The organism is Streptomyces sp. CY-1 (genome assembly GCF_047218265.1).
Lineage (GTDB): Bacteria > Actinomycetota > Actinomycetes > Streptomycetales > Streptomycetaceae > Streptomyces > Streptomyces niphimycinicus.
Map to the genome: position 1 here is coordinate 2977905 of NZ_CP178393.1, position 22318 is coordinate 3000222.

General features: G+C 72.7%; 18 protein-coding genes. 4 read left to right on the forward strand and 14 right to left on the reverse strand.

The genetic code is table 11. The features are described from left to right. Positions 1-124 precede the first annotated feature (124 nt). Both ACK1X7_RS12775 and ACK1X7_RS12780 read left to right on the forward strand, forming a co-directional pair. Positions 125-1051 carry a hypothetical protein gene (locus tag ACK1X7_RS12775; RefSeq protein ID WP_385142986.1) on the forward strand — a complete coding sequence of 309 codons (927 nt, stop codon included), beginning with the start codon at positions 125-127 and terminating at the stop codon, positions 1049-1051. 158 nt (positions 1052-1209) lie between these two features. After that, the gene (locus ACK1X7_RS12780) at positions 1210-1509 is read left to right on the forward strand and encodes a hypothetical protein (RefSeq protein WP_308696469.1); all 300 of its coding nucleotides are present in this window, start codon (positions 1210-1212) and stop codon (positions 1507-1509) included. 212 nt (positions 1510-1721) lie between these two features. Here the strand turns inward: ACK1X7_RS12780 and der are convergent, their stop codons facing one another. The 14 genes from der to ACK1X7_RS12850 all read right to left on the reverse strand — a co-directional run bounded on the left by der (position 1722) and on the right by ACK1X7_RS12850 (position 18188). Continuing rightward, complete coding sequence (der, locus tag ACK1X7_RS12785; RefSeq protein WP_385142961.1) at positions 1722-3185, reverse strand: ribosome biogenesis GTPase Der; 1464 nt, start codon at positions 3183-3185, stop codon at positions 1722-1724. A gap of 55 nt (positions 3186-3240) precedes the next feature. Continuing rightward, positions 3241-3954: a lysophospholipid acyltransferase family protein gene (locus tag ACK1X7_RS12790; protein ID WP_385142958.1), complete on the reverse strand. Its 714-nt coding sequence runs from the start codon at positions 3952-3954 to the stop codon at positions 3241-3243. Next, positions 3912-4616, reverse strand: a complete 705-nt coding sequence (gene cmk, locus ACK1X7_RS12795) for a (d)CMP kinase (RefSeq protein ID WP_385115869.1) — start codon at positions 4614-4616, stop codon at positions 3912-3914. Before cmk ends, ACK1X7_RS12790 begins: the two co-directional genes overlap by 43 nt. Positions 4617-4792: 176 nt before the next feature. Continuing rightward, on the reverse strand, positions 4793-5878 hold the full coding sequence (locus tag ACK1X7_RS12800; RefSeq protein ID WP_216345970.1) for a prephenate dehydrogenase: 1086 nt from the start codon (positions 5876-5878) through the stop codon (positions 4793-4795). Beyond that, a complete protein-coding gene (gene aroH / locus ACK1X7_RS12805) occupies positions 5875-6237 on the reverse strand; it encodes a chorismate mutase (RefSeq protein WP_216345969.1) in 363 nt (120 codons plus the stop codon). Before aroH ends, ACK1X7_RS12800 begins: the two co-directional genes overlap by 4 nt. Positions 6238-6474: 237 nt before the next feature. After that, the gene (locus ACK1X7_RS12810; protein ID WP_390793827.1) at positions 6475-7575 is read right to left on the reverse strand and encodes a pseudouridine synthase; all 1101 of its coding nucleotides are present in this window, start codon (positions 7573-7575) and stop codon (positions 6475-6477) included. Beyond that, positions 7575-8255: an SMC-Scp complex subunit ScpB gene (gene scpB, locus ACK1X7_RS12815; protein WP_385142952.1), complete on the reverse strand. Its 681-nt coding sequence runs from the start codon at positions 8253-8255 to the stop codon at positions 7575-7577. The genes ACK1X7_RS12810 and scpB overlap by 1 nt, the downstream gene beginning before the upstream one ends. Then, positions 8252-9772, reverse strand: coding sequence for a segregation and condensation protein A (locus ACK1X7_RS12820; RefSeq protein WP_413115107.1), 1521 nt, complete (start codon positions 9770-9772; stop codon positions 8252-8254). The genes scpB and ACK1X7_RS12820 overlap by 4 nt, the downstream gene beginning before the upstream one ends. Before the next feature lie 68 nt (positions 9773-9840). Then, the gene (locus ACK1X7_RS12825) at positions 9841-10425 is read right to left on the reverse strand and encodes a hypothetical protein (RefSeq protein WP_385142946.1); all 585 of its coding nucleotides are present in this window, start codon (positions 10423-10425) and stop codon (positions 9841-9843) included. Next, the gene (locus ACK1X7_RS12830; RefSeq protein WP_020872375.1) at positions 10410-11426 is read right to left on the reverse strand and encodes a ParA family protein; all 1017 of its coding nucleotides are present in this window, start codon (positions 11424-11426) and stop codon (positions 10410-10412) included. The genes ACK1X7_RS12825 and ACK1X7_RS12830 overlap by 16 nt, the downstream gene beginning before the upstream one ends. Before the next feature lie 559 nt (positions 11427-11985). Next, entirely contained in the window at positions 11986-13101 is a 1116-nt protein-coding gene (ald, locus tag ACK1X7_RS12835; RefSeq protein WP_216348028.1) for an alanine dehydrogenase, read from the reverse strand. 198 nt (positions 13102-13299) lie between these two features. Next, positions 13300-15612 carry a tetratricopeptide repeat protein gene (locus ACK1X7_RS12840; protein WP_398162178.1) on the reverse strand — a complete coding sequence of 771 codons (2313 nt, stop codon included), beginning with the start codon at positions 15610-15612 and terminating at the stop codon, positions 13300-13302. A gap of 215 nt (positions 15613-15827) precedes the next feature. Beyond that, the gene (locus ACK1X7_RS12845) at positions 15828-16454 is read right to left on the reverse strand and encodes an NUDIX domain-containing protein (RefSeq protein ID WP_385142939.1); all 627 of its coding nucleotides are present in this window, start codon (positions 16452-16454) and stop codon (positions 15828-15830) included. Between the two features lie 78 nt (positions 16455-16532). Next, positions 16533-18188: a CTP synthase gene (locus ACK1X7_RS12850; protein WP_078640689.1), complete on the reverse strand. Its 1656-nt coding sequence runs from the start codon at positions 18186-18188 to the stop codon at positions 16533-16535. A 420-nt stretch (positions 18189-18608) separates the two neighbouring features. On the opposite strand from ACK1X7_RS12850, the gene ACK1X7_RS12855 reads away from it, so the two are divergent. Together ACK1X7_RS12855 and ACK1X7_RS12860 are read left to right on the forward strand one after the other, a co-directional pair. Next, positions 18609-20417: a glycoside hydrolase family 15 protein gene (locus tag ACK1X7_RS12855; protein WP_385142935.1), complete on the forward strand. Its 1809-nt coding sequence runs from the start codon at positions 18609-18611 to the stop codon at positions 20415-20417. Positions 20418-20462: 45 nt separating this feature from the next. Then, positions 20463-22202: a PucR family transcriptional regulator gene (locus ACK1X7_RS12860; RefSeq protein WP_413115108.1), complete on the forward strand. Its 1740-nt coding sequence runs from the start codon at positions 20463-20465 to the stop codon at positions 22200-22202. Positions 22203-22318: the final 116 nt, after the last annotated feature.

Here is a 22318-nt window from a genome sequence, read left to right on the forward strand (position 1 = left end):
CGGTGCATCAGACCCCGGGGCGGCCGGGCCGCGTGACCCCCGCCCCGCATGGCCCGTTGTCTACGTATGAGCCGGGGACCCGCCCCGCGCACCCACCGAGACCGAGGAGCCACCCGTGCCGCGCATGCTCGACGTCAGCAATGACGTACGCGCCGAGATCGGCGACGAAGAAGCCGACCGGCTGCTCGCCGGGGACAACGCCCCGGGCGCTTACGACTGCACGTCCTGCCGCACCCCCGGCAACACCGAGCAGGAGCGGACCAGCACCGTGCTCTTCGTGGGGCAGGAGACGGCGGTGCTGGCCTTCGCGCACGCCACCTGCGTCCCCTCCCAGGTCGTCCCGGTCTCCGAGGACCAGTTGCGCGGTGCGGTGCGGTCCATCACGGGTGAGGACACCGCGCCGTCGTACGCGCCGCCCGTACCGGCCGCGGCGCACGCTTCGGCGCCGCACTTCCCCGCCCCGGCCGGCCCGGCCGCCCCGCCGGCGTATCCGGCCCCGTCGCCCGCGTCTCCCGCCACCGCCTCCCACACCTCCGCGCCATCCGGTCAGGCACCGTCCGGTCAGGCGCCGGTGGCCCAGCAGGCGGTGCTCGGCGTGACCAGCGGGGTGGTGCTGGTGGGTCAGGACGCGTGCCCGGCGCTGGTGGTGGAGCCGACCGCGCCGATCATCCGCCCAGGTTCGGCCGGGCACGGCGACGAGTTCCTCCAGCTTCTCAGCGAGCAGGGGTTCGCCCCGGTGGTCGACCTGGGCCGGCCGCCCGCGCCCAACCCCGGCTGGTCGGTGCTGCTGGCCATGGGGCGGCTGCACGCGGTGCTGATGCCGGCGCCGGGCGGCGGCCGGCCGGTGGCCTGGTGGCAGGCACACAGCCCGATGCCGCTCAGCGAAGGCTGGCGGAGCGCCGTCGGCCGCTCCCAGAAGGTGCTGGTCTACGCCGCGGCGGCGGGCACGATCGGCACCCAGCCGCGCGAGGACCAACTGCGCGCGGCGCTGGACCGGGCCGCGGCACGCGGGGCGCTGGTCGGCGCGTCGATGCCGCTCGCGGGCACATGACCGCCGCCGTCCCGGACCTCCCACCGGACCTCGGCGAACCATGGTGGGCAGCCCATTCGCCACCGATGCCGCATCCGACGGGCGGCCGGGTCGTTGGCACATACGTGCACACATACGACCTCTCCTACCGATCCCCGTCATACGGCTGCATTCCGGCCATGCGCCCCGCTCTGGAGGCAGCGCACGATCCCTGGCGCCACTCCGCCACGCCGATCTACGACGCGTTGTACGCGGAGTACCGCAGGCTGTTCCGGGCGCTGCCCGGCGACCGCTCGGACGAGGAGAACATGGAGTTCGTGGCGTTCGCCGCCATCGGCCAGCCCCGGGGCCTCGTCAGCGGCGGCCACGGCCGCCCGGACAGCCACAGCGGGGCCTGGCACACCGACGAGCTGTACTACCGCGGCTATCTCCCCGCCCTGCCGCCCGGCCGGGGCGAGGAGCGGGGTCACACCTACTGAGACGCCTGCCGACGTGGACGCCTGCTGACGTGGACGCCTGCCGACGTGGGCACCTGCTGACGTGGGCACCTGCTGACGTGGTGCCGTCATGCGCGCCCGGCGGGCCGGGACCGACCCGCCGCTGAGCGCGCCACACGCCGCCGCCGGACGGCCGCCCCGCCGCCGGACGATGCGTCCGGGGCCGGGATGGCGTCAACCGCGCGCCGCCGCCGTTACCTCTTGCGGCCGCGCTTTTCGCGCACCCGCACCGAGATCTGTAGGGGCGTCCCCTCGAAGCCGAACTCCTCGCGCAGCCGCCGCTCGATGAAGCGGCGGTAGCCCGCCTCCAGGAAGCCGGAGGCGAAGAGCACGAACCGCGGCGGCCGGGTGCCGGCCTGCGTCCCGAAGAGGATCCGCGGCTGCTTGCCGCCGCGGATCGGATGCGGATGGGAGGCGACGATCTCGCCGAGGAAGGAGTTGAGCCGCCCGGTCGGGACCCGGGTCTCCCAGCCGGCCAGCGCCGTCTCGATCGCCGGGACCAGCTTCTCCATATGGCGGCCGGTGCGCGCCGAGACATTGACCCGCGGCGCCCACTGGATCTGCCCCAGCTCCGTCTCGATCTCGCGCTCGAGGTAGTAGCGGCGCTCCTCGTCGAGGGTGTCCCACTTGTTGTACGCGATGACGAGCGCGCGCCCGGCCTCGACGGCCATCGTGATGATCCGCTGGTCCTGGACGCTGATGGACTCACTGGCGTCGATCAGCACGACCGCGACCTCCGCCTTCTCCACGGCGGCCGCGGTGCGCAGCGAGGCGTAGTAGTCGGCGCCCTCCTGGAGGTGGACCCGGCGGCGGATACCGGCGGTGTCGACGAACTTCCAGGTGATGCCGCCCAGTTCGATGATCTCGTCGACCGGGTCGCGGGTGGTGCCCGCCAGCTCGTTGACGACCACCCGCTCCTCGTTCGCGACCTTGTTGAGCAGCGAGGACTTGCCCACGTTCGGGCGGCCGACCAGGGCGATCCGGCGCGGTCCGCCGAGCGTCGTCCCGAAGGTCTGGGCCGGGGCCTCGGGCAGCGCCTCCAGGACCGCGTCGAGCATGTCGCCGGTGCCACGGCCGTGCAGCGCGGAGACCGGGTACGGCTCGCCGAGGCCGAGCGACCACAGCATCGCGGCATCAGCCTCGCCGCTGGGCCCGTCGACCTTGTTGGCGCACAGCACCACGGGCTTTCCGGCCCGGCGCAGCAGCTTGACGACGGCCTCGTCGGTGTCGGTGGCACCCACCGTCGCGTCCACGACGAAGACCACCGCGTCGGCGGCCTCGATCGCGAACTCGGCCTGGGCCGCCACGGACGCGTCGAGACCGAGCACGTCCTGCTCCCAGCCGCCGGTGTCGACCACCTTGAAGCGGCGGCCGGACCACTCGGCCTCGTAGGTCACCCGGTCGCGGGTGACCCCGGGGCGGTCCTCGACGACCGCCTCGCGGCGGCCGAGGATCCGGTTCACCAGGGTGGACTTGCCGACGTTGGGGCGGCCGACGACGGCCAGCACCGGCAGCGGGCCGTGTCCCGCCGCGGCGAGGTCGCCCTCGACCTCCTCCAGGTCGAAGCCCTCTTGCACGGCGAGCTCCATGAACTCCGCGTACTCGGCGTCGCCAAGCTCCCCGTGCTCGTCGCCGCCGCTGTGGATCTGGTCGTTCATGAAGATTTCCTCGTCGTCCCTCAATACCGCGGCCGCCCCTGAGGGCTCGCGGATCTCATGTCTGGTCTGGGCGGCCGGTCAGCCGCCTGGCGGTGCCCAGATGCGCGCCCAGCCGCTTCTGGATGCGCTCGGTGGCCTGGTCCAGGGCCGCCCGCGTCCGCCTGCCGCTTCCGTCTCCCGCCTCGAAGGGGTCGCCGAACACCACGTCGACCCTGCTGCGCAGCCGGGGCAGCGCCCTGGCCCGCCCGTCGCCGCGCGGGGCGGCGGTGCCGAGCACCGCCACCGGCACGATCGGCGCACCGGAGCGCACGGCGAAGTACGCGAGGCCCGAGCGCAGCGACGCGAAGTCGCCGTCGCCGCGGCTGCCCTCCGGGAAGATCCCGAGCACCCCGCCGCGCTCCAGCACCCCCAGGGCCTGGCCGATCGCGGCGCGGTCGGCGCTCGCACGGTCCACCTTGAGCTGCCCGATACCGCGCAGGAACGGGTCCAGCGGGCCGACGAACGCCTCCTTCTTGACCAGGAAGTGCACCGGCCGCGGCGAGGTGCCGATCAGCATCGGGCCGTCGATGTTGTGCGAGTGGTTTCCCGCGAGGATGACGGGCCCGGCGGACGGGATCCGCCATGCGCCCAGCACCCGGGGCCGCCACAGCCCGTACATCAGGCCGATGCCGATCCGCCGTGCCACGACGGCCCCGCCCGCGCTGGGAAGCGTCGCTCCGGTGGCGCTCACGCGACCGTCCGCTTCTCCTCGACGAGAGTGACGACGCACTCGATGACCTGGTCGAGGGTGAGTTCGGAGGTGTCCACCTCGACCGCGTCGTCCGCCTTGGCGAGCGGCGAGGTCTTACGGCCGGAGTCCAGGGCGTCCCGCTTGGCCAGCGCGGCCTGGGTGGCGGCCAGGTCGGCGGCCTCCTTGCCCTTCAGCTCACCGCTGCGGCGGGCCGCCCGGACCTCCGGGGAGGCGGTCAGGAAGATCTTGACGTCGGCGTCCGGGAGAACCGTGGTGCCGATGTCCCGGCCCTCGACCACGATGCCGCGCGGCGCCTCGGCGGCGATGGTCCGCTGAAGCTCGGTGATCACGGCCCGCACCTCGGGCACCGCGCTGACCGCGCTGACCCGCGAGGTGACCTCCTGGGTGCGGATCGGCCCGGCGACATCGGTGCCGTCGACGCTGATCGTCGGGGCGGCCGGGTCGATCCCGGAGACGATATGGGGCTTGGCGGCGGCGTCGGCCACGGCGACGGCATCGTCGACGTCGATGCCGTTGGTCACCATCCACCAGGTGATCGCCCGGTACTGGGCGCCGGTGTCCAGGTAGCCCAGGCCCAGCTTGGCGGCGACGGCCTTCGAGGTACTGGACTTACCCGTGCCTGCGGGGCCGTCGATCGCGACAATCACTGCTGCCGGGGCGGTCCGGGCGGCGGTTTCCACGGTGACAGACACCTTTCGTGTGCACGGGGCTGAGTTGAACGGGCCAGGTGAGCCTCGGACAAGGTTACTGGCTTCCCACGGGCGGCTTCGCACCCCTGTGGACGACCCCGGTCCGCCCGGGGCCGTCCACAGGGGTGGCCCGGTCCGCCGGGGGCGCCCGGCGGACCACTCCGCCGCTACTGCCGGATGGACCAGCCCCGCTCCCGCAGGGCCTTGGTGAGCCCCGGGGCCGCCGAGGGCTCGACCATGAGCTGGATCAGACCGGACTGCTGCCCGGTGGCGTGCTCGATCCGGACGTCCTCGATGTTGACCCCCGCCCGGCCCGCGTCGGCGAAGATCCGGGCCAGCTCGCCGGGCTGGTCGCCGATGAGCACCGTCACGGTCTCATAGACGGCCGAGGCGGCGCCGTGCTTGCCCGGCACCCGCTCGCGCCCGGCGTTCCCGCGGCGCAGCACGTCCTCGATGCCGGCCGTGCCGTCGCCGCGCTTGGCCTCGTCGGCGGACTGGAGCGCGCGCAGCGCCCGCACCGTCTCGTCGAGGTCGGAGGCGACGGCGGCGAGCACATCGGCGACCGGGCCGGGGTTGGCGGAGAGGATGTCGATCCACATGGCGGGGTCGGAGGCCGCGATCCGGGTGACGTCGCGGATGCCCTGACCGCACAGCCGCACGGCCGTCTCATCGGCGTCCTGGAGCCGTGCGGCGACCATGCTGGACAGCAGGTGCGGGGTGTGCGAGACCAGCGCCACCGCACGGTCGTGGGCCTCGTCCTCCATCACCACGGGCACGGCCCGGCACAGCGCGACGAGCTCGAGCGCGAGGTTGAGCACCTCGGTGTCGGTGCCGCCGGTGGGCGTGAGCACCCAGGGCCGCCCCTCGAAGAGGTCGGCGGTGGCGGCCAGCGGCCCGGAGCGCTCCCGGCCCGCCATCGGATGCGTGCCGATGTAGCGGGTCAGATCGCAGCCGAGGGCCTCCAGCTCGCGGCGCGGGCCGCCCTTGACGCTCGCGACGTCCAGCACGCCGCGGGCCAGGCCGCGGCGCAGCACATCGGCCACCGTCCCGGCCACGTACGCCGGGGGCACGGCGACGATCGCCAGGTCCACGGGCCCCTCGGGCTCGCCCTGCGTCCCGGCGCCGAGCGCCTCGGCGGTGCGGGCCTGGTCCGCGTCATGGTCGGCGAGGTGCACCTGGACCCCGCGGCCGGCCAGGGCCAGCGCGGCGGAGGTGCCGATCAGGCCGGTGCCGATGACGAGCGCGGTTCTCATTGGGCGATGTCCTTGCGGAGGGCGGCGGCGGCGCCGAGGTAGACATGGGCGATCTCGGACTTGGGCAGGGAGGTCTCGATATGCGCCAGGATGCGGACGACGCGGGGCATGGCCCCCGCTATGTCCAGCTCCTGGGCGCAGATCAGCGGCACATCGGTGATGCCCAGCTTGCGGGCGGCGGCCGCGGGGAAGTCGCTGTGCAGATCGGGGGTGGCCGTGAACCACACACTGATCAGATCGTCGGGGTCGAGGGCATTGCGCGCCAGGATGGCCGTCAGCAGCGCGGAGACCTGCTCATGCATGTGCTCCGGCTCATCCCGCTCAAGCTGGACTGCCCCGCGGACCGCTCGTACCGCCACGTCTCGCTCCCTGTGCGCGCTGTGCCTGTCGTGCGTCGGGCGCGGCCGCGTCGCCGGCCGCACTCCCGATCAGCGTAACGAGCGGGTCCGACAGCCTCCCGGGGCGACCGCTGGGCGAGACGCGGCGGGCGGGACGCGGTGGGCGGGACGCGGCGGGCCGCCACGACGGCCGGGGCCGTCAGCGGTCCCCGGGCCTCCGGCCTCAGAGGTCCCCGGGCCCTCAGAGGTCCCCGACTCTCAGAGCTCGACCTCGCGCATCAGCATGCCGACCTCGGTGTTGGTCATCCGGCGCAGCCAGCCGGACTTCTGGTCACCGAGCGCGATCGGGCCGAAGGCCGTCCGCACCAGCTTGTCGACCGGGAATCCGGCCTCGGCCAGCATCCGCCGCACGATGTGCTTACGGCCCTCGTGCAGGCTCACCTCGACCAGATAGTTCTTGCCGGTGTTCTGCACCACACGGAAGTGGTCGGCGCGGGCGTAGCCGTCCTCCAGCTCGATGCCGCTCTTGAGCCGCTTGCCGAGGTCGCGCGGGAGCGGGCCCTGGATGGCGGCGAGATAGGTCTTCTTCACGCCGTAGCGGGGGTGGGTGAGGCGGTGGGCCAGCTCACCGTGGTTGGTGAGCAGGATGATGCCCTCGGTCTCGGTGTCGAGCCGGCCGACGTGGAAGAGCCGGGTCTCGCGGTTGGTCACATAGTCGCCCAGGCACTGGCGGCCGTCGGGGTCCTCCATGGTGGAGACGACACCGGCGGGCTTGTTCAGCGCGAAGAAGAGATACGACTGGGTGGCCACGGTCAGCCCGTCGACCTTGATCTCGTCCTTCTCGGGGTCGACGCGCAGCCCCTGCTCGGTCACGATCTTGCCGTTGACCTCGACCCGGGCCTGGTCGATCAGCTCCTCACAGGCGCGGCGCGAGCCCATCCCGGCACGGGCGAGGACCTTCTGTAGCCGCTCGCCCTCGACCTCGCCGAAGGTCTTGGGCAGCGCGACCCGCGGCTTGTCGTGGCGGGCGCGGTTGCGCTCCTCCATCTGCGCCTCGTACTCGCGCGGACGGGCCGGGGCGTTCGGCTTGCGGCCGCGGCCGCCGACGCCCTTGGGGGCACCGCTCTTGGCCGTGCCGCCCTTGGGACCGCCCTTGGGACCGCCGCCCTGGCCTCCCTTGGGACCCGCCTTGGGGCCGGGGCCCGTCTGGGAACCGCCGCCCACGTCGTAGCGGCGCTCCTCGGGGCGGGGGCGGCCGGCGCGCTGCTGCTGCTCGTCGCGCCGGTTCCCCGCGCCCCGGTAGTTGTTGCCGCCGCTACCGCTGCCGCTGCCCCTGCTGTTCCTGCCGCTGCTTCGCATCAAGTTTCCGTCTGAGAGTGGCCGCTACCGGCTCGGTGTTCTACGTCGTCGTGCGCGTCATCGCTGTCGATGGCGTCCGGATCGAACGACGGCACGCCCTCCTGGGACTCGCCCTCGACCGCGTCCGCCTCGGGGAGGAACGGTGCGAGCTCCGGAAGCTCGTCCAGCCCTCGCAGGCCCATCCGCTCCAGGAAGTAGTTCGTCGTCCTGTACAGGATCGCACCTGTTTCGGGTTCCGTGCCCGCCTCCTCGACCAGTCCCCGCTGGAGGAGGGTCCGCATGACGCCGTCGCAGTTGACACCGCGGACGGCCGAGACACGGGAACGGCTGACCGGCTGACGGTACGCGACCACCGCGAGGGTTTCCAAAGCGGCCTGGGTGAGCCGGGCCTGCTGGCCGTCCAGGACGAACCCCTCGACGGCGGCGGCGTAGGCCGGGCGCGTGTAGTAGCGCCAGCCGCCCGCGACCAGCCGCAGCTCGAAGCCCCGGCCCTGCGTCATGTACTCGTCGGCCAGCTCGCGCAGCGCGTCCGCGACGGCGCGGCGCGGCCGGGCCAGCACCTTGGCGAGGTGCTCCTCGGTGGCGGGCTCGTCGACGACCATGAGGACGGCCTCCAGGGCGGGCTTGAGGTCCAGCTCGGCGACCTCGGAGAGCCCGGCGGATGTCCGCTGCTCGCTCAACTCGGTACCTCCTCCTTCTCCTTCTCCGACTCCTTCTCAGGCTCCTTCTCCGGCTCCGGCGTGGCCGTCTCCTTACGGGGCTTGGCCTGGGCCTCCTGGTCGAACTCGTCGGTGACCAGCGGCTCCTGCCCCGCCTCTCCCGTCCAGCGGACCATGAGCGACCCGAGCGCCTCCGGCTGGTCGAGCAGGATCGCGCGCTCGCGGTAGAGCTCCAGGAGCGCCAGGAAGCGCGCGACGACCGTAAGGACGTCGGGAGCGTCCTCGGTGAGCGTGCTGAAGGTGGCCTCCCCCAGCTCCCGCAGCCGCGCGACCACCACCTCGGCCTGCTCCCGGACGCTGACCAGGGGGGCGTGGATGTGGTCGATATAGACCTGCGGCTTGGGCTTGGCCTGCATGGCCTTGACGGCCAGCTTGGCGAAGCCCTCGGGGCCGATGCTGATGACGACGTCCGGGAGCAGTTCGGCGTGGTGCGGCTCCAGGCCGACCGTACGGGGGTAACGGGCGCTCTCGGCGATCAGCCGGTCGTTGAAGATGTCCGCGATCTGCTTGTACGCGCGGTACTGGAGCAGCCGCGCGAAGAGCAGGTCGCGCGCCTCCAGCAGCGCCAGGTCCGCCTCGTCCTCGACCTCGGCGGCGGGCAGCAGCCGGGCCGCCTTGAGGTCCAGCAGGGTCGCCGCGACGACGAGGAACTCGGTGGTCTGGTCGAGGTCCCAGTCCGGCCCCATGGCGCGGATATAGACCATGAACTCGTCGGTGACCTTGGAGAGCGCGACCTCGGTGACGTCCAGCTTGTGCTTGGAGATCAACTGGAGGAGGAGGTCGAAGGGCCCCTCGAAGTTGTCCAGCCGCACGGTGAACCGATTGCCGCCGTCCTCGGCCTGGGCCTCGCCGCCGTGCGCCTCGCCCCGGCCGGTCCCGCCGCCCGCCTCGGGCTCGTCACTCGCGTCGCCCCCGGCCCCGGCCGCGTCGCCACCGTGCCCGCCCCCCGAGGGCGCCACATCGAGGTCGGCCCGCGCGTGCACCGGCTCCGGCTCGCCCCTCGGCACGGCCTGCGCCTCCGGGACGGCGGCCTCGGTGGCCGCTGGGACCGGGGCAGCGGGCTCAGCGACCGCCGGGGCCGGCTCGGGCTCGACGTCCGGCGCGGTGCTTCGCTCCGGTGCCGCCTCGTGTGCCCCGGGCCCCGCGTCCGCCGCGGCCCGCCCCTCCGGGGCCGCCTCGTCTGCCCCGGGCTCGGCCTCCGGCTCAGCGGTGCCCGGCGCCGCCTCGTGTGCCCCGGGCTCGACGTCCGGCGCAGCAGTGGCCCCACGCGCCGCCTGAGCGCCGTTCTGCGGCTCTCCGGACACCGGGGGCGACGTGGGCCCGGGCGACGGCGGCGCGGGCCGCTGGGAGGCCGTCTGTGGGGGCGGGGGCGCGGCGGGACGGTCCTGGCCCGCGTCCGGGGGCGCCGCGCCCGGGCCTCGGCCGAGGGCGCGGCGAGAGGGGCGGGGCGGCGGGGCGGGGTCGTCGTTCGTCGGCATCGCGGTCCAGGGTGCTCAGGGCCGGGCGGGGCAGCCCGTACGACCGGGCAGGCTATCGCCCGGCCCGGTCAACGGCCGCGGAGGCGGCGCACCAGGATGCTCGCGTCGCCGCGCGACTCCAGGTCGGCGAGGACGACCGCGACCGCCTCGCGGACGATCCGGCCGCGGTCGACGGCGAGCCCGTGCTCACCGCGGAGCACCAGCCGCGCGTGCTCGAGGTCCATCAGCTCCTCGGCGGAGACATAGACCGTGATCTTCTCGTCGTGGCGCTCGCGCCCGCTGGGCCGACGGTTGGCCGCACGGGCGCGGCGGCGGGCCTGGCCACTCTGTTCGGCCGCGGCCGAACCGCCCTGGGCCTGGCGGCCCTTGGGCCGGTCCCCCGCCCCGGGGCGCCGCTCGCCGACCGCGTCCTGGGAGGCCGCCGTCTCGCGTCCCGTGTGTTCGCCCGAGCCGGACTGCTCACCGTCCGGGCGCTGCTCCTGCCCTTCCCGAGGCTCGGCGCCCGCGTCGGGGTCGGCGGCGGGCGGGGGCACCCGGGGGCCCTCGCCGTTCGCCTGGCGGCGCCCGGCGGCGGGAGCGGAGGACTGGAGCCCCATCCCTCCCGTGGTGCGGAACAGTTCGTCGGCTCCCGGCAGACTCACTCGGCGTGACACCGGGCGAGCACCTCCCTGGCAAGCTGGCGATAGGCGGCGGCACCGACGGAGTTGGACGCGTACGTGGTGATCGGCTCACCCGCGACCGTGGTCTCGGGGAAGCGGACCGTGCGGCCGATGACCGTGTGGTAGACGTGATCGTCGAACGCCTCGACCACCCGGGCGAGGACCTCACGGCTGTGCACGGTGCGCGAGTCGTACATCGTGGCGAGGATGCCGTCCAGCTCCAGGTCGGGGTTGAGCCGCTCCTGGACCTTCTCGATCGTCTCCGTGAGCAATGCCACACCGCGCAGCGCGAAGAACTCGCACTCCAGCGGCACGATCACCTTGTGCGCGGCGGTCAGCGCGTTGACGGTGAGCAGACCGAGCGAGGGCTGGCAGTCGATGACGATGTAGTCGTAGTCGGCCATCAGCGGCTTGAGCGCGCGCTGGAGGGTCGACTCCCGGGCGACCTCGCTCACGAGCTGCACCTCGGCGGCCGACAAGTCGATATTGCTGGGGAGCAGATCCATGTTGGGCACGGCCGTCTTCAGCAGCACCTCGTCGGCCGACATGCCCCGCTCCATGAGCAGGTTGTAGACCGTGAGGTCGAGCTCCATCGGGTTGACCCCGAGGCCGACCGACAGGGCGCCCTGCGGGTCGAAGTCGACGAGCAGCACCCGGCGGCCGTATTCGGCCAGGGCGGCGCCCAGGTTGATGGTGGAGGTGGTCTTACCGACCCCGCCCTTTTGGTTGCACATCGCGATGATCTTCGCTGGACCGTGATCGGTCAGCGGCCCCGGGATCGGGAAGTACGGCAGCGGGCGCCCGGTGGGGCCGATCCGCTCGCGGCGCTGACGGGCAGCGTCGGGCGCGAGCGTGGCCGCGTATTCGGGGTCTGGCTCGTACTCCGCGTCCGGGTCGTAGAAGTGCCCGTCGGGGAGGTCGTCGTAGTCGGCGAAGCGGGCGGGATCCGTGCCCCCCTGGTCGCCGGCCATGGCGTTCACGTGATGGCCGTCCATGCTGTGGCTCTGGTGGGCTGTCGTCGGGCTCTGGCGGGTTGCGAAGGTACGGACAGCGACGGAGCCGACAGCCTCGAGCCCCGAGGGGCCCTGGCCCCGCGCAGCCGGTCCTGGTTGACCACCCCCGGGAGAAAATGTCGACTCATTCACAAGTCGTCCTACCTCCTTGGTGACCAGGAAATTTCTCTATAGGTCAGCGTGACACCATGCCGACGGTTGGCGACTCTATGGCGTGTCGGCGGTCCTCAGCAACACAATCCACCGGACACGGCATGATGTGTCGGCAATCGAACACCCCGATGTCAAGGGCGTGTGAACGGCGCCGCGGAGATTTCACCGCCGCATAAAGCGGCTGAATAGTTGCATTTAGGGCGAGTTGGCCGAGCCATGGGCCGCCCCCGATCCGGGGCACAGCGGACACAGCTCCGGCCGGGCCTCATCCTTCGACAAGACCCGGCCGGATGCCCATTGTTGACATGTGGTTGACGGTCCGGGTTGACCGACCGGCAACCGGAGTTCACCCGCTCCGGCGGCCGGGCCGGTGAACTCCGAGCGTCATTCAGCCGATCAGCGAGCTCAGTTCGACCGTGGGCAGGTCATGCGCCTCGGCGACCGGGCCGTAGACGACCTGTCCCTCATGGGTGTTGAGCCCCTTGGCCAGCGCGGCGTCCCGGCGCAGCGCGTCCCGCCAGCCGCGGTTGGCCAGCTCCACGATGTACGGGAGCGTCGCGTTGGTGAGCGCGTGGGTGGAGGTGTTCGGCACCGCGCCGGGCATGTTCGCGACGCAGTAGAAGACCGAGTTGTGGACCTCGAAGGTCGGCTCGGCGTGGGTGGTGGGGCGGGAGTCCTCGAAGCAGCCGCCCTGGTCGATCGCGATGTCGACAAGGACACTTCCCGGCTTCATCCGGGACACCAGCTCGTTGGTGACCAGCTTGGGCGCCTTGGCGCCCGGGATGAGCACCGCGCCGATGACCAGGTCGGCCTCGAGGACGGCCTTCTCCAGCTCGAAGGCGTTGGAGGCGATGGTCTGCACCCGGGTGCCGAAGATCCGGTCGGCCTCGCGCAGCTTGTTGATGTCCTTGTCGAGCAGGGTGACGTGGAAGCCCATGCCGATGGCGATCTGGGCGGCGTTCCACCCGGAGACGCCGCCGCCGATGACCACGGCCCGCGCGGCGGCCACACCCGGCACCCCGGCGGGCAGCACACCGCGGCCGCCGGCCGAGCGCATCAGGTGGTACGCGCCGACCTGCGGCGCGATCCGGCCCGCGACCTCGGACATCGGCGCGAGCAGCGGCAGGGCGCGGTTCGCGGTCTCGACGGTCTCGTAGGCGATGGCGGTGGTGCCGGACTCCAGCAGCGCGTCCGTGCAGGCCCGGGAGGCGGCCAGATGCAGATAGGTGAAGAGCGTCTGGCCCTTGCGCATCCGGTGGTATTCCTCCGCGACGGGCTCCTTGACCTTCAGCAGCAGGTCGGCGGTGGCCCAGACCTCGTCGGCGGTGCCGAGGATGCGCGCACCGGCGGCGGTGTACTCCTCGTCCGTGATGGAGGACCCGAGGCCCGCACTCTGCTCCACGACGACCTCATGGCCGCCTCGGACCAGCTCGTGCACACCGGCGGGGGTGATGGCCACACGGAACTCGTTGTTCTTGACCTCGCGGGGGATACCGACCTTCACGTCGATCACGGTCCTTGAATGGGGGGGAAAGGAACATATCGCCATAGCCGATCACGGGTCGACACACCATCGACCATAGACAGGCAAACCGGAACGCGTCCGCATGCCGGAGACGACCGCAGCAATCGCGGTACCGCCAGTCTAATGAAGGACGTCGCGCTGTCTAGCCTTGCAATGCATCAATCTTTTGGAAGACCACTACTGATTTCGTAGGTCGGCCGGGTTTCCGTCGCCACTCCGAGGTGACGGACCCGTGTCCTCCGCTCCCGCCGTGGCGGCCTTACGGGCGGCACGCCGCAGCGACCGCGCCACCGCCGGATCCCCGCCGAGCCGGTCCATCGCGTCCGCCGCATGGTCCGCCAGATCGGCGTGCAGCCCGGTGTCACCGCAGGTCCGGGCGGCCGCGGCGGCCTCCGCCCAGGTGCGCAGCGCCTCCCTCGGCCGCCCGGTGCGCTCCTGGGCGCCCGCGGCGCCGCTGAGCGCCCGTGCGTATCCCGGCCGGTCCCCCGCCCGACGGCAGGCGGCCGCGGCGGCACGCCAGTCGCGCAGCGCCTCGCCCCACTGCCCGGCATAGCCGTGGACGGTGCCGAGCCGTGCGTACATCCGGGCCGCCGCGGACAGATCGCGGCGGCTCAGCCGCAGTTCCAGGGCGCGTCCGTACCAGTCGGCCGCCCGGTGCCAGTCCGCCAGCTCCTGGTAGATGCCGCCGATCGACTCCAGCGCCCGCCCGGTCGTATACGGATCGCCCGACTCACGGGCGGCCTCCAGGGCGCCCTTGTACCGCGCGAGGGCCTGGTCCACCCGGCCCGCCCCGCCGTCCAGATCGCCGAGGTTCAGCAGCGCGGCCGCCCGCTCCACCGGCAGATCACGGCGCCGGGCCACATCCAGCACCAGCTCATGCAGTCCGTACAGCTCCACCGCGGCGCCCTCGGCACCCCGGTGGGCGGTGAGCGCATGGGTGAGCGCGGCCACCAACCGCCGTGCCAGGGTGTCGAGTTCACCAATCTCCACGGCCAGCCGGGCGGCCTCGACCAGCGTGGGCAGCCGGGCCGCCAGCCACTCGGCCGCCTGCGCCGACGACGAAAAGCGCAGCGGCTTCGGCATCCCGGCCAGCTTTTTGCGGCCCGGCGAACCGGCGGGCTCGGCGGCCAGCCGGCACGCGTGCAACTGCCGTACGGCCCGCTCCAGCATCCGCGCCCGCGCCAGCTCCACCTCCGCCGGGCGCTCCTCGGCCGCCAGCCGCTCGCGCAACAGCGGATCGAGACAGCCGGGCACCTGGTAGTCGCCCGGCCCGCGCGGGCGCAGCATCCCGTACGCGGCGAAGCCCTCCAGCGCCGCCTCACCGTCCGCCACCGAGCATCCGGCCAGCGCGGAGGCGGTCTGGGCGTCGGCCGATCCGCCGGGCGCCAGCACCAGCAGCCGCAGCATCCGGGCGGCGGCGGACGGCAGCGCGGCGTAGGCCAGCCGGAAGGCGCGGATCAGCGGGCGGGCGCCGTGGTCGAGATCACCCTCGTCCGGCGGCAGTTCGCGCAGCCGGGCCAGCGCGTCGTCGACCGACGCCTGGGGGCGGGCGGCGAGCCAGCCACCGACCAGGACCAGCGCGGCGGGCTGGCCCGCGCACTCCTCGACCAGGGACTGCGCGGCCACCGGATCGCAGGTGATCCGGGTGGGGCCGGTGTACTGCGCCAGCAGCCCGACCGCCGCGCTCACATCCAGCCCGCCCACCGTGCACGGCCGCACATCCGGCACCCCGGTCAGCGGGCCGCGCGAGACGGCGACCACCAGGCAGTCGGGCTCGTCCGGCAGCAGCGCGTCCACCTGCTCGGCCCCGGCCACATCGTCGAGCAGCAACAGCACCCGCTTGCCGTCCAGCGCCGCGCGCAGCGCCTCGCTCAGGTCGTCCTCGTCCGCGCCCGGCGGGGCGGTCACGCCGAGCCGTCCGAGCAGCTCACGGGCGGTGCGCTCGGTGGGGACCGGGTCGCCGGCGGAGGTTGTCAGCCGGGCGCTCAGCACTCCGTCGGGGTAGTCGTCGGCGAGCCGCCGGGCCAGCTCCTCGGCCAGCGCCGTACGGCCCCAGCCGGGGCGGCCCGCGATCAGCAGCACCCGGCTGCGGGCGGCCTTACGGCCGGCGAGGGTGTCCAGGCCCGCGCGCTCGATATCGGCCCGCAGCGAGAGCAGCTCCCGCCGCCGCCCGGCGAACCCCCGCCCCACGGTGGCCGCCGCCGCGAACAGCACGGCCCGGGTCGCACCGCTCCACACCCCGCCGTCCTGCGCGTTCGCGCGCCCGGCCGCGGAGCGCTGCCGCGGCGGGGTGTCGGACGAGGGCGCCGGGTCATCCGGCGTACGAGAGGGACGGTCCTGCGGCGAACGGTCGGAACGGGCCTGCGGTGAACAGTCGGAACGGGCCTCCGGCGGACGGCCGGAAGTGGACGAAGCGGGCGTGGCGGACGGCGGTTGCCGCTTCCTTGGGGCCGCCGGCTCCCCCTCGGTGTCGACCGCCTGCTCCGCCACGGGCCCACTCCCGTCCACCTGCGCTTACGAGCCCGCCGCGCCGCTGCGGCCGGGGCCACTATGAGCGTAGTTCACTCCGCGTCAGGTACCCGGCACTCCAGGCCCATGGCACCGACCGAAAATCACTCCATCGGATCTTCACCAGGACCGGGTGGGGCCAATGTGTCGCATCAGTGGGCCCGCGCCGCTCCGTGGGCCCGCGCCGCTCCGTGGGCCTACGCCGCGAAGGGGCGGGCCGACCAGGGGGCGTCGGCCGGGCGGAGGGCGTCGATACCGTCGCCGGAGAGCGCGGCCTGGAGCGCCAGCGCACCCGTCACGAGGCAGGTGTTGTGCAGCTCGCCCGCGAGCGCGCCGCGCACCAGCTCCTCCAGGGACACCCGGGCCAGCTCCATGTCGGCCTCCTCCTCGGAGACCTCGAACCGCTCGCCCTCGGCCGCGGAGATCTCCCGGGCCAGGAAGATCCGTACGGCCTCGTCGGAGCCGCCGGGCGAGGTGTAGACGTCGATCAGGACGCGCCAGTCCTCGGCCTTGACGTGCGCCTCCTCGTACAACTCCCGCTGGGCGGCGTGCAGCGGGTTCTCACCGGGGATGTCCAGGAGACCGGCCGGGATCTCCCACAGCCGCCTGCGGACCGGGTGCCGGTACTGCCGCAGCACGATCACGCGGCCGTCCTCGTCCAGGGCGAGGATGGCGACGGAGCCGGGATGCACCTGGTAGTCGCGGTTGACCCGGCTGCCGTCGGGCATCTCGACCTCGTCGGTGCGCACGCTCGTCTTGTTGCCGGTGAACGGCGTGGCGGTGGCGGTGACCGGCCATTCCTCGGGGGTGTCCTGGATACGCATGCTTGCCTCAGCGTCCTTTCCGCGTGCGGTTGACGGGGGCGGGCCGCGCCGGCCGCCCGCCCCCGTCAACCGTATCGGTCAGGCCCCGGCGCTACGCGTCTGACCAGCGGTCTGTCGCTCGACCGCCGCCTTCACCAGGCCCGCGAAGAGCGGGTGCGGACGGGTCGGGCGGGAGCGCAGCTCGGGGTGCGCCTGGGTGCCGACCAGATAGGGGTGGACCTCGCGCGGGTACTCCACGTACTCGACGAGCTTGTTGTCCGGAGAGGTGCCGGAGAAGACGATCCCGGCCTTCTTCTCCAGCTCACCGCGGTAGGAGTTGTTGACCTCGTAGCGGTGGCGGTGGCGCTCCTCGACGTACGGCTGGTTGTCGTAGACCTCGCGGACGATCGAGCCCTCGGCCAGCTTGGCCGGGTACATGCCCAGCCGCATGGTGCCGCCCATGTCGCCCTCGCCCGCGACGATGTCGAGCTGCTCGGCCATGGTGGAGATCACCGGGTCGGTGGTGGCGGGCTCGAACTCGGTGGAGTTGGCGCCCTCGATGCCCGCGAGGTTGCGCGCGGCCTCGATGACGATGCACTGGAGTCCGAGGCAGAGGCCCAGCAGCGGGAGCTTGTTCTCCCGGGCGTAGGTGATCGCGCCGACCTTACCGATCACTCCGCGGTCGCCGAAGCCGCCGGGGATGCAGACCGCGTCCACGCCGTCGAGCTGGTCCCGGGCGCCGGCGGCCGTCTTGCAGTCGTCGGAGGTGACCCACTTGATCTTGACGCGGGCGTTGTTGGCGAAGCCGCCGGCGCGCAGCGCCTCGGTGACCGAGAGGTAGGCGTCGGGCAGGTCGATGTACTTGCCGACGAGCGCCACGGTGACCTCGTGGTCGGGCTGGTGGACCCGGCGCAGCAGATCGTCCCACTGGGTCCAGTCCACGTCGCGGAAGGGCAGATCCAGCTTGCGGACGACATAGGCGTCCAGGCCCTCGGAGTGCAGCACCTTGGGGATGTCGTAGATCGACTTGGCGTCGATGGCGGCGACCACGGCCGCGTCGTCCACGTCACACATCAGCGAGACCTTGCGCTTGATGGAGGTCGGGACCTCGCGGTCGGCTCGCAGCACGATCGCGTCCGGCTGGATACCGATGTTGCGCAGCGCGGCCACCGAGTGCTGGGTGGGCTTGGTCTTCAGCTCGCCGGACGGGCCGATGTAGGGCAGCAGCGAGATGTGCACCACGAAGACGTTGTCCCGGCCGACCTCGTGCCGGACCTGGCGGACGGCCTCCAGGAAGGGCAGCGACTCGATGTCGCCGACGGTGCCGCCGACCTCGGTGATGACGACGTCGACGTCATCGGTGGCCATGCGCCGGATGCGGTGCTTGATCTCGTTGGTGATGTGCGGGATGACCTGCACGGTGTCACCGAGGTACTCACCGCGCCGCTCCTTGGCGATTACGGTGGAGTAGACCTGCCCGGTGGTCACGTTGGCCGAGCCGTCGAGGTCGACGTCGAGGAAGCGCTCGTAGTGGCCGATGTCCAGATCGGTCTCGGCGCCGTCGTTGGTGACGAACACCTCACCGTGCTGGAAGGGGTTCATCGTGCCCGGGTCGACGTTCAGATACGGATCGAGCTTTTGCATGGTGACGCGCAGACCGCGCGCCTTCAGCAGGGCCCCCAGACTGGAGGCGGTAAGACCCTTGCCGAGTGAGGAGGCGACACCCCCGGTGACGAAGAGGTGCTTGGTCGTCATGGGCTTAGCGGCAATGGCCAAGAGGGGGCTCCCGTGGTCGCGTCGTGAGGGTTGCGTACGGCAGCCGCTCCGGATTCGGGGGGTGCCGTCGCTGATGGTTCGGGGGTTTTGTGCCCGCCGCTCCACGGGCTACCAGGGTATCAGCGCCCCGGAGCGGTCGCTGATGACCTGGTTCCCGCGTTCGGTCTGCGCAATCGCCCGAACACCATGCGTGACCTGGCCACCCGATCGGCCGCGAGATACAAGCCACGATGTGGACGGGCTCAAGCGGATCACCGCCCGCCGTCGTATCCTCATCGGACGCACGCATGCGAGCCACCCGGCACGGCACCACCAGCACGCCCCCGGAACAAGAGCTCGTCAGAATTTCCGAGACCGTAAGAAGCGCCCTCCGGGGTGGTACGGCCGTTCGAATGGGGAATGCACGTGGCCGGGCGTATCGAGGATTACGCACTGATTGGTGATATGCAGACCGCCGCCCTTGTCTGCCGGGACGGCACGGTCGACTGGCTGTGTCTGCCGCGGTTCGACTCCCATGCCGTCTTCGCCGGTCTGCTGGGCACTGAGGAACACGGATTCTGGCGCCTGGGGCCCGCCTTCCCCACGGGGAGCCAACCGCCCGCCGCCGACCGCCGCCGCTACCGCGGCGACTCGCTGGTGCTGGAATCGGAGTGGGACACTCCGCGCGGCACGGTCCGTGTGATCGACTTCATGCCGCCCCGTGACGGCGCCCCGCAACTGGTGCGGATCGTCGAGGGAGTCAGCGGCCGGGTGCCGATGCGCTCCGCGCTGCGGATGCGGTTCTCCTACGGCTGGGTCGTGCCGTGGGTGCACCGGGTGGACACCCGCACCGTCGCCGTCGCCGGTCCGGACTCCGTCTGGCTGGACACCGAGGCCGACACCTACGGCAAGGACCTCACCACCTACTCCGACTTCACGGTGGGCCCCGGCGACCGGATCGCCTTCACCATCAGTTGGCAGCCCTCGCACAACGAGCCGCCCGCGCTGCCCGAGCCGGAGGTCGCGCTGGAGGCCACCGAGGCGTTCTGGCGGGAGTGGGTCGAGCACTGCACGTACCACGGCCCCTACCGGGACGCGGTGGTCCGCTCGCTGATCACGCTCAAGGCGCTGACCTACGCCCCCACCGGCGGCATCGTCGCGGCGCCCACCACCTCGCTCCCCGAGGACATCGGCGGCGTCCGGAACTGGGACTACCGCTTCACCTGGCTGCGGGACGCCGCGATCACCCTCTCCTCGCTGCTGCGCACCGGCTACCGCGAGGAAGCCCGCGCCTGGCGCGAATGGCTGCTGCGCGCGGTCGCGGGCGACCCGGAGAACCTACAGATCATGTACGGCATCGCGGGCGAGCGGGAGTTGGCCGAGGCCGAGCTGACCTGGCTGCCCGGCTATGAGAACTCCCAGCCGGTGCGGGTCGGCAACGGCGCGGCGGGCCAGCTCCAGCTCGATGTCTATGGCGAGGTCACCGAGGCGCTGCACCTGGCCCATATGACGGGCCTGGCACGCAATGACTACGCGAGCGTGCTCCAGCTCAAGCTGATCCGCTACCTCGAGGAGCACTGGGACGAGCCGGACGAGGGCATCTGGGAGGTGCGCGGGCCGCGCCGCCACTTCGTGCACTCCAAGGTGATGGCCTGGGTCGCGGTCGACCGCACGGTCAAGCTGGTCGAATCCGGCGATGTGGACGGGCCGTTGGAGCGCTGGCGGGAGCTGCGCGACGAGATCCACCGGGACGTCTGCGAGCGGGGCTACGACGCCGAGCGCAACACCTTCACCCAGTCCTACGGCTCCAAGGAGCTGGACGCCTCGCTGCTGCTCATCCCGCAGATGGGCTTTCTGCCGCCGGACGACAAGCGGGTCATCGGCACCATCGAGGCGATCCAGCGGGAGCTGTCGACCGAGGACGGCTTCGTCATGCGCTACCCCACCGCGGGCGAGGACGCCGGGGTGGACGGTCTCGAGGGCGACGAAGGAGCCTTCCTGGCCTGCTCGTTCTGGCTCGCCGACGATCTGGCGATGATCGGCCGGGTGGACGAGGCGCGCAAGCTCTTCGAGAAGCTGCTCGGGCTCCGCAACGACCTCGGGCTGCTGGCCGAGGAGTGGGACCCGAAGAACCAGCGCCAGGTGGGCAACTTCCCGCAGGCGTTCAGCCATGTGCCGCTGATCGACACCGCGCTGCGGCTGACGGCGTCCGGCGCGTACGGAGGCTAGCGCGCTGACCGGCGAAGAGGGCCCCGCCCGGGGAGCGTCCTGACCATGGAACCGCAGGAACCGCACAGGCCGCACGAGTCGCGGGAACCGCACGAGTCGCGGGTGCCTGGCGAACCGCACGAGTCGCGGGTGCCTGGGGAGCCCCATGGGACGATCACCGTGGCGCGGGCCCTCGGCCTTCCCGCCCTGCGCCGCGGGCTCCCCGATGTGGTGTCCGGGGAAGAGCTGCTGGACCGCCCGGTGCGCTGGGTGCACGCGGGTGAGGTGCCCAATATCGCGGCGCTGCTCAAGGGCGGCGAACTGCTGCTGACCACCGGGATCGGGGTCGGGTCGCGCCCCGCCGAGCAGCGCGCCTTCGTGCGCCGCCTCGCCGAGCGGGGCATCGCGGCGCTGGTGGTGGAGCTGGGGCCCCGGTTCCGCACCCTGCCGGGACCGGTCGTGGACACGGCGCGCTCCTGCGGGCTGCCGCTGGTGCAACTCCACCGCGAGGTGCCGTTCGTGACGGTCACCGAGGAGATCCACACCGAGATCGTCAATGCGCACTACGCCCTGCTGCGGCAGGCCGATGTGGTGCACCGGCAGGCCACCGAGGTGCTGCTGCGCGGCGGCGGGGTGCCGGAGATCCTCTGCCACTTCGCCGCCTTCGCGGCCAATCCGGTCTTCCTGGAGACCCCCGACGGGCAACTGCTGTACGCGGCGGGGCCGGGCGGTACGCCCCCGGCGGGCGCGGCCGATCCGCTCCAGGTGTGGGAGGGGCTGCGGGCGCGGCGCGCGGCCGAGCGGCCCGAACCCCCGGCGGGCAGCGTGATGGCGGACATCCCGGGCGGCGGGCCGGGACCCGGCTCCGTACGGGCGCGGCTGACCGTCCTTCCGGTGGCCGGGCCGCTGGGGCCGGTGCACCGGATCGCCGCCGAGCGGACGGCGGATCTGCTGGCCGTGGTGCTGCTGCGGACGCGTCAGGAGGAGGAGCTGGCGGCGCGCGGGCGCGGGGACTTCCTCACCGATCTCGCGGAGGGCCGGATCGAGGCGTCGGACGCCCCCGCCCAGGCCCGGGTGCTGGGCTTCAGGCCGGGTGCGGACGGGCCGTTGCTGCCGGTGGTGATGCGGCTGGTGGAGGATCCGCGCCCGCTGGCCGGGGGCGGGGAGAGCTGGGCGGCGCTGGCCCACGCCCTTCAGGAGGAGCTGGCGGCGGTCGGGGTGCCGGTGCTGCTCGGCGTACGGCTTCCGGAGGGCCGAGTTCCGCTGCTGGCGGGGCTGCGCGGCACGACCGAGCGCGGCGCGGTGGCCGAGCGGATCGCGGCGGCGCTGCGGGCCGGGGTGGAGCGGGCCTGGCCGGACCGGGCCGGCGCCCGGCCGCCGGTGGTGATCGCCGGACTCGCGGTCGGCTGGGACGCGGCCGGTGCCGAGCTGCGGCATGCGGCGGAGGCGGCGAACGCGGCGCGCGGGCTGACCGACCGGGACTGGTACGACGTACGGAGCCTGGATGTCGACCTGTTGCTGTGGCGACTGCGGGAGCACGGCGATCTGGCCGCCTTTGTCGACCGGGTGATCGGTCCGCTGCTCACTCATGACCGCACTGCCCGCCCGCCGCTGGTGCCGACACTGGAGACATATCTGCGCCATGCGGGCCGTAAGGCGGAGACGGCCCGTGCGCTGCACCTCAACCGCCAGACGCTGTACGACCGGCTGGCCCGGATCTCCCGGCTGCTGGGCAGCGATCTGGAGGACCCCCAGACGGTTCTCGCCCTGGGGGTGGCCCTCCAGGCCCGCCGCCATGTGCGATGACGCAGCGGCGGCCCACCCCGCCGGACGCGGGTACGCCCCGCCTGACACGGGTACGGCCCACCCCGACGCGGATGCGGCCCACTCTGACGCGGGTACGGCCCACCGGACGCGGATGC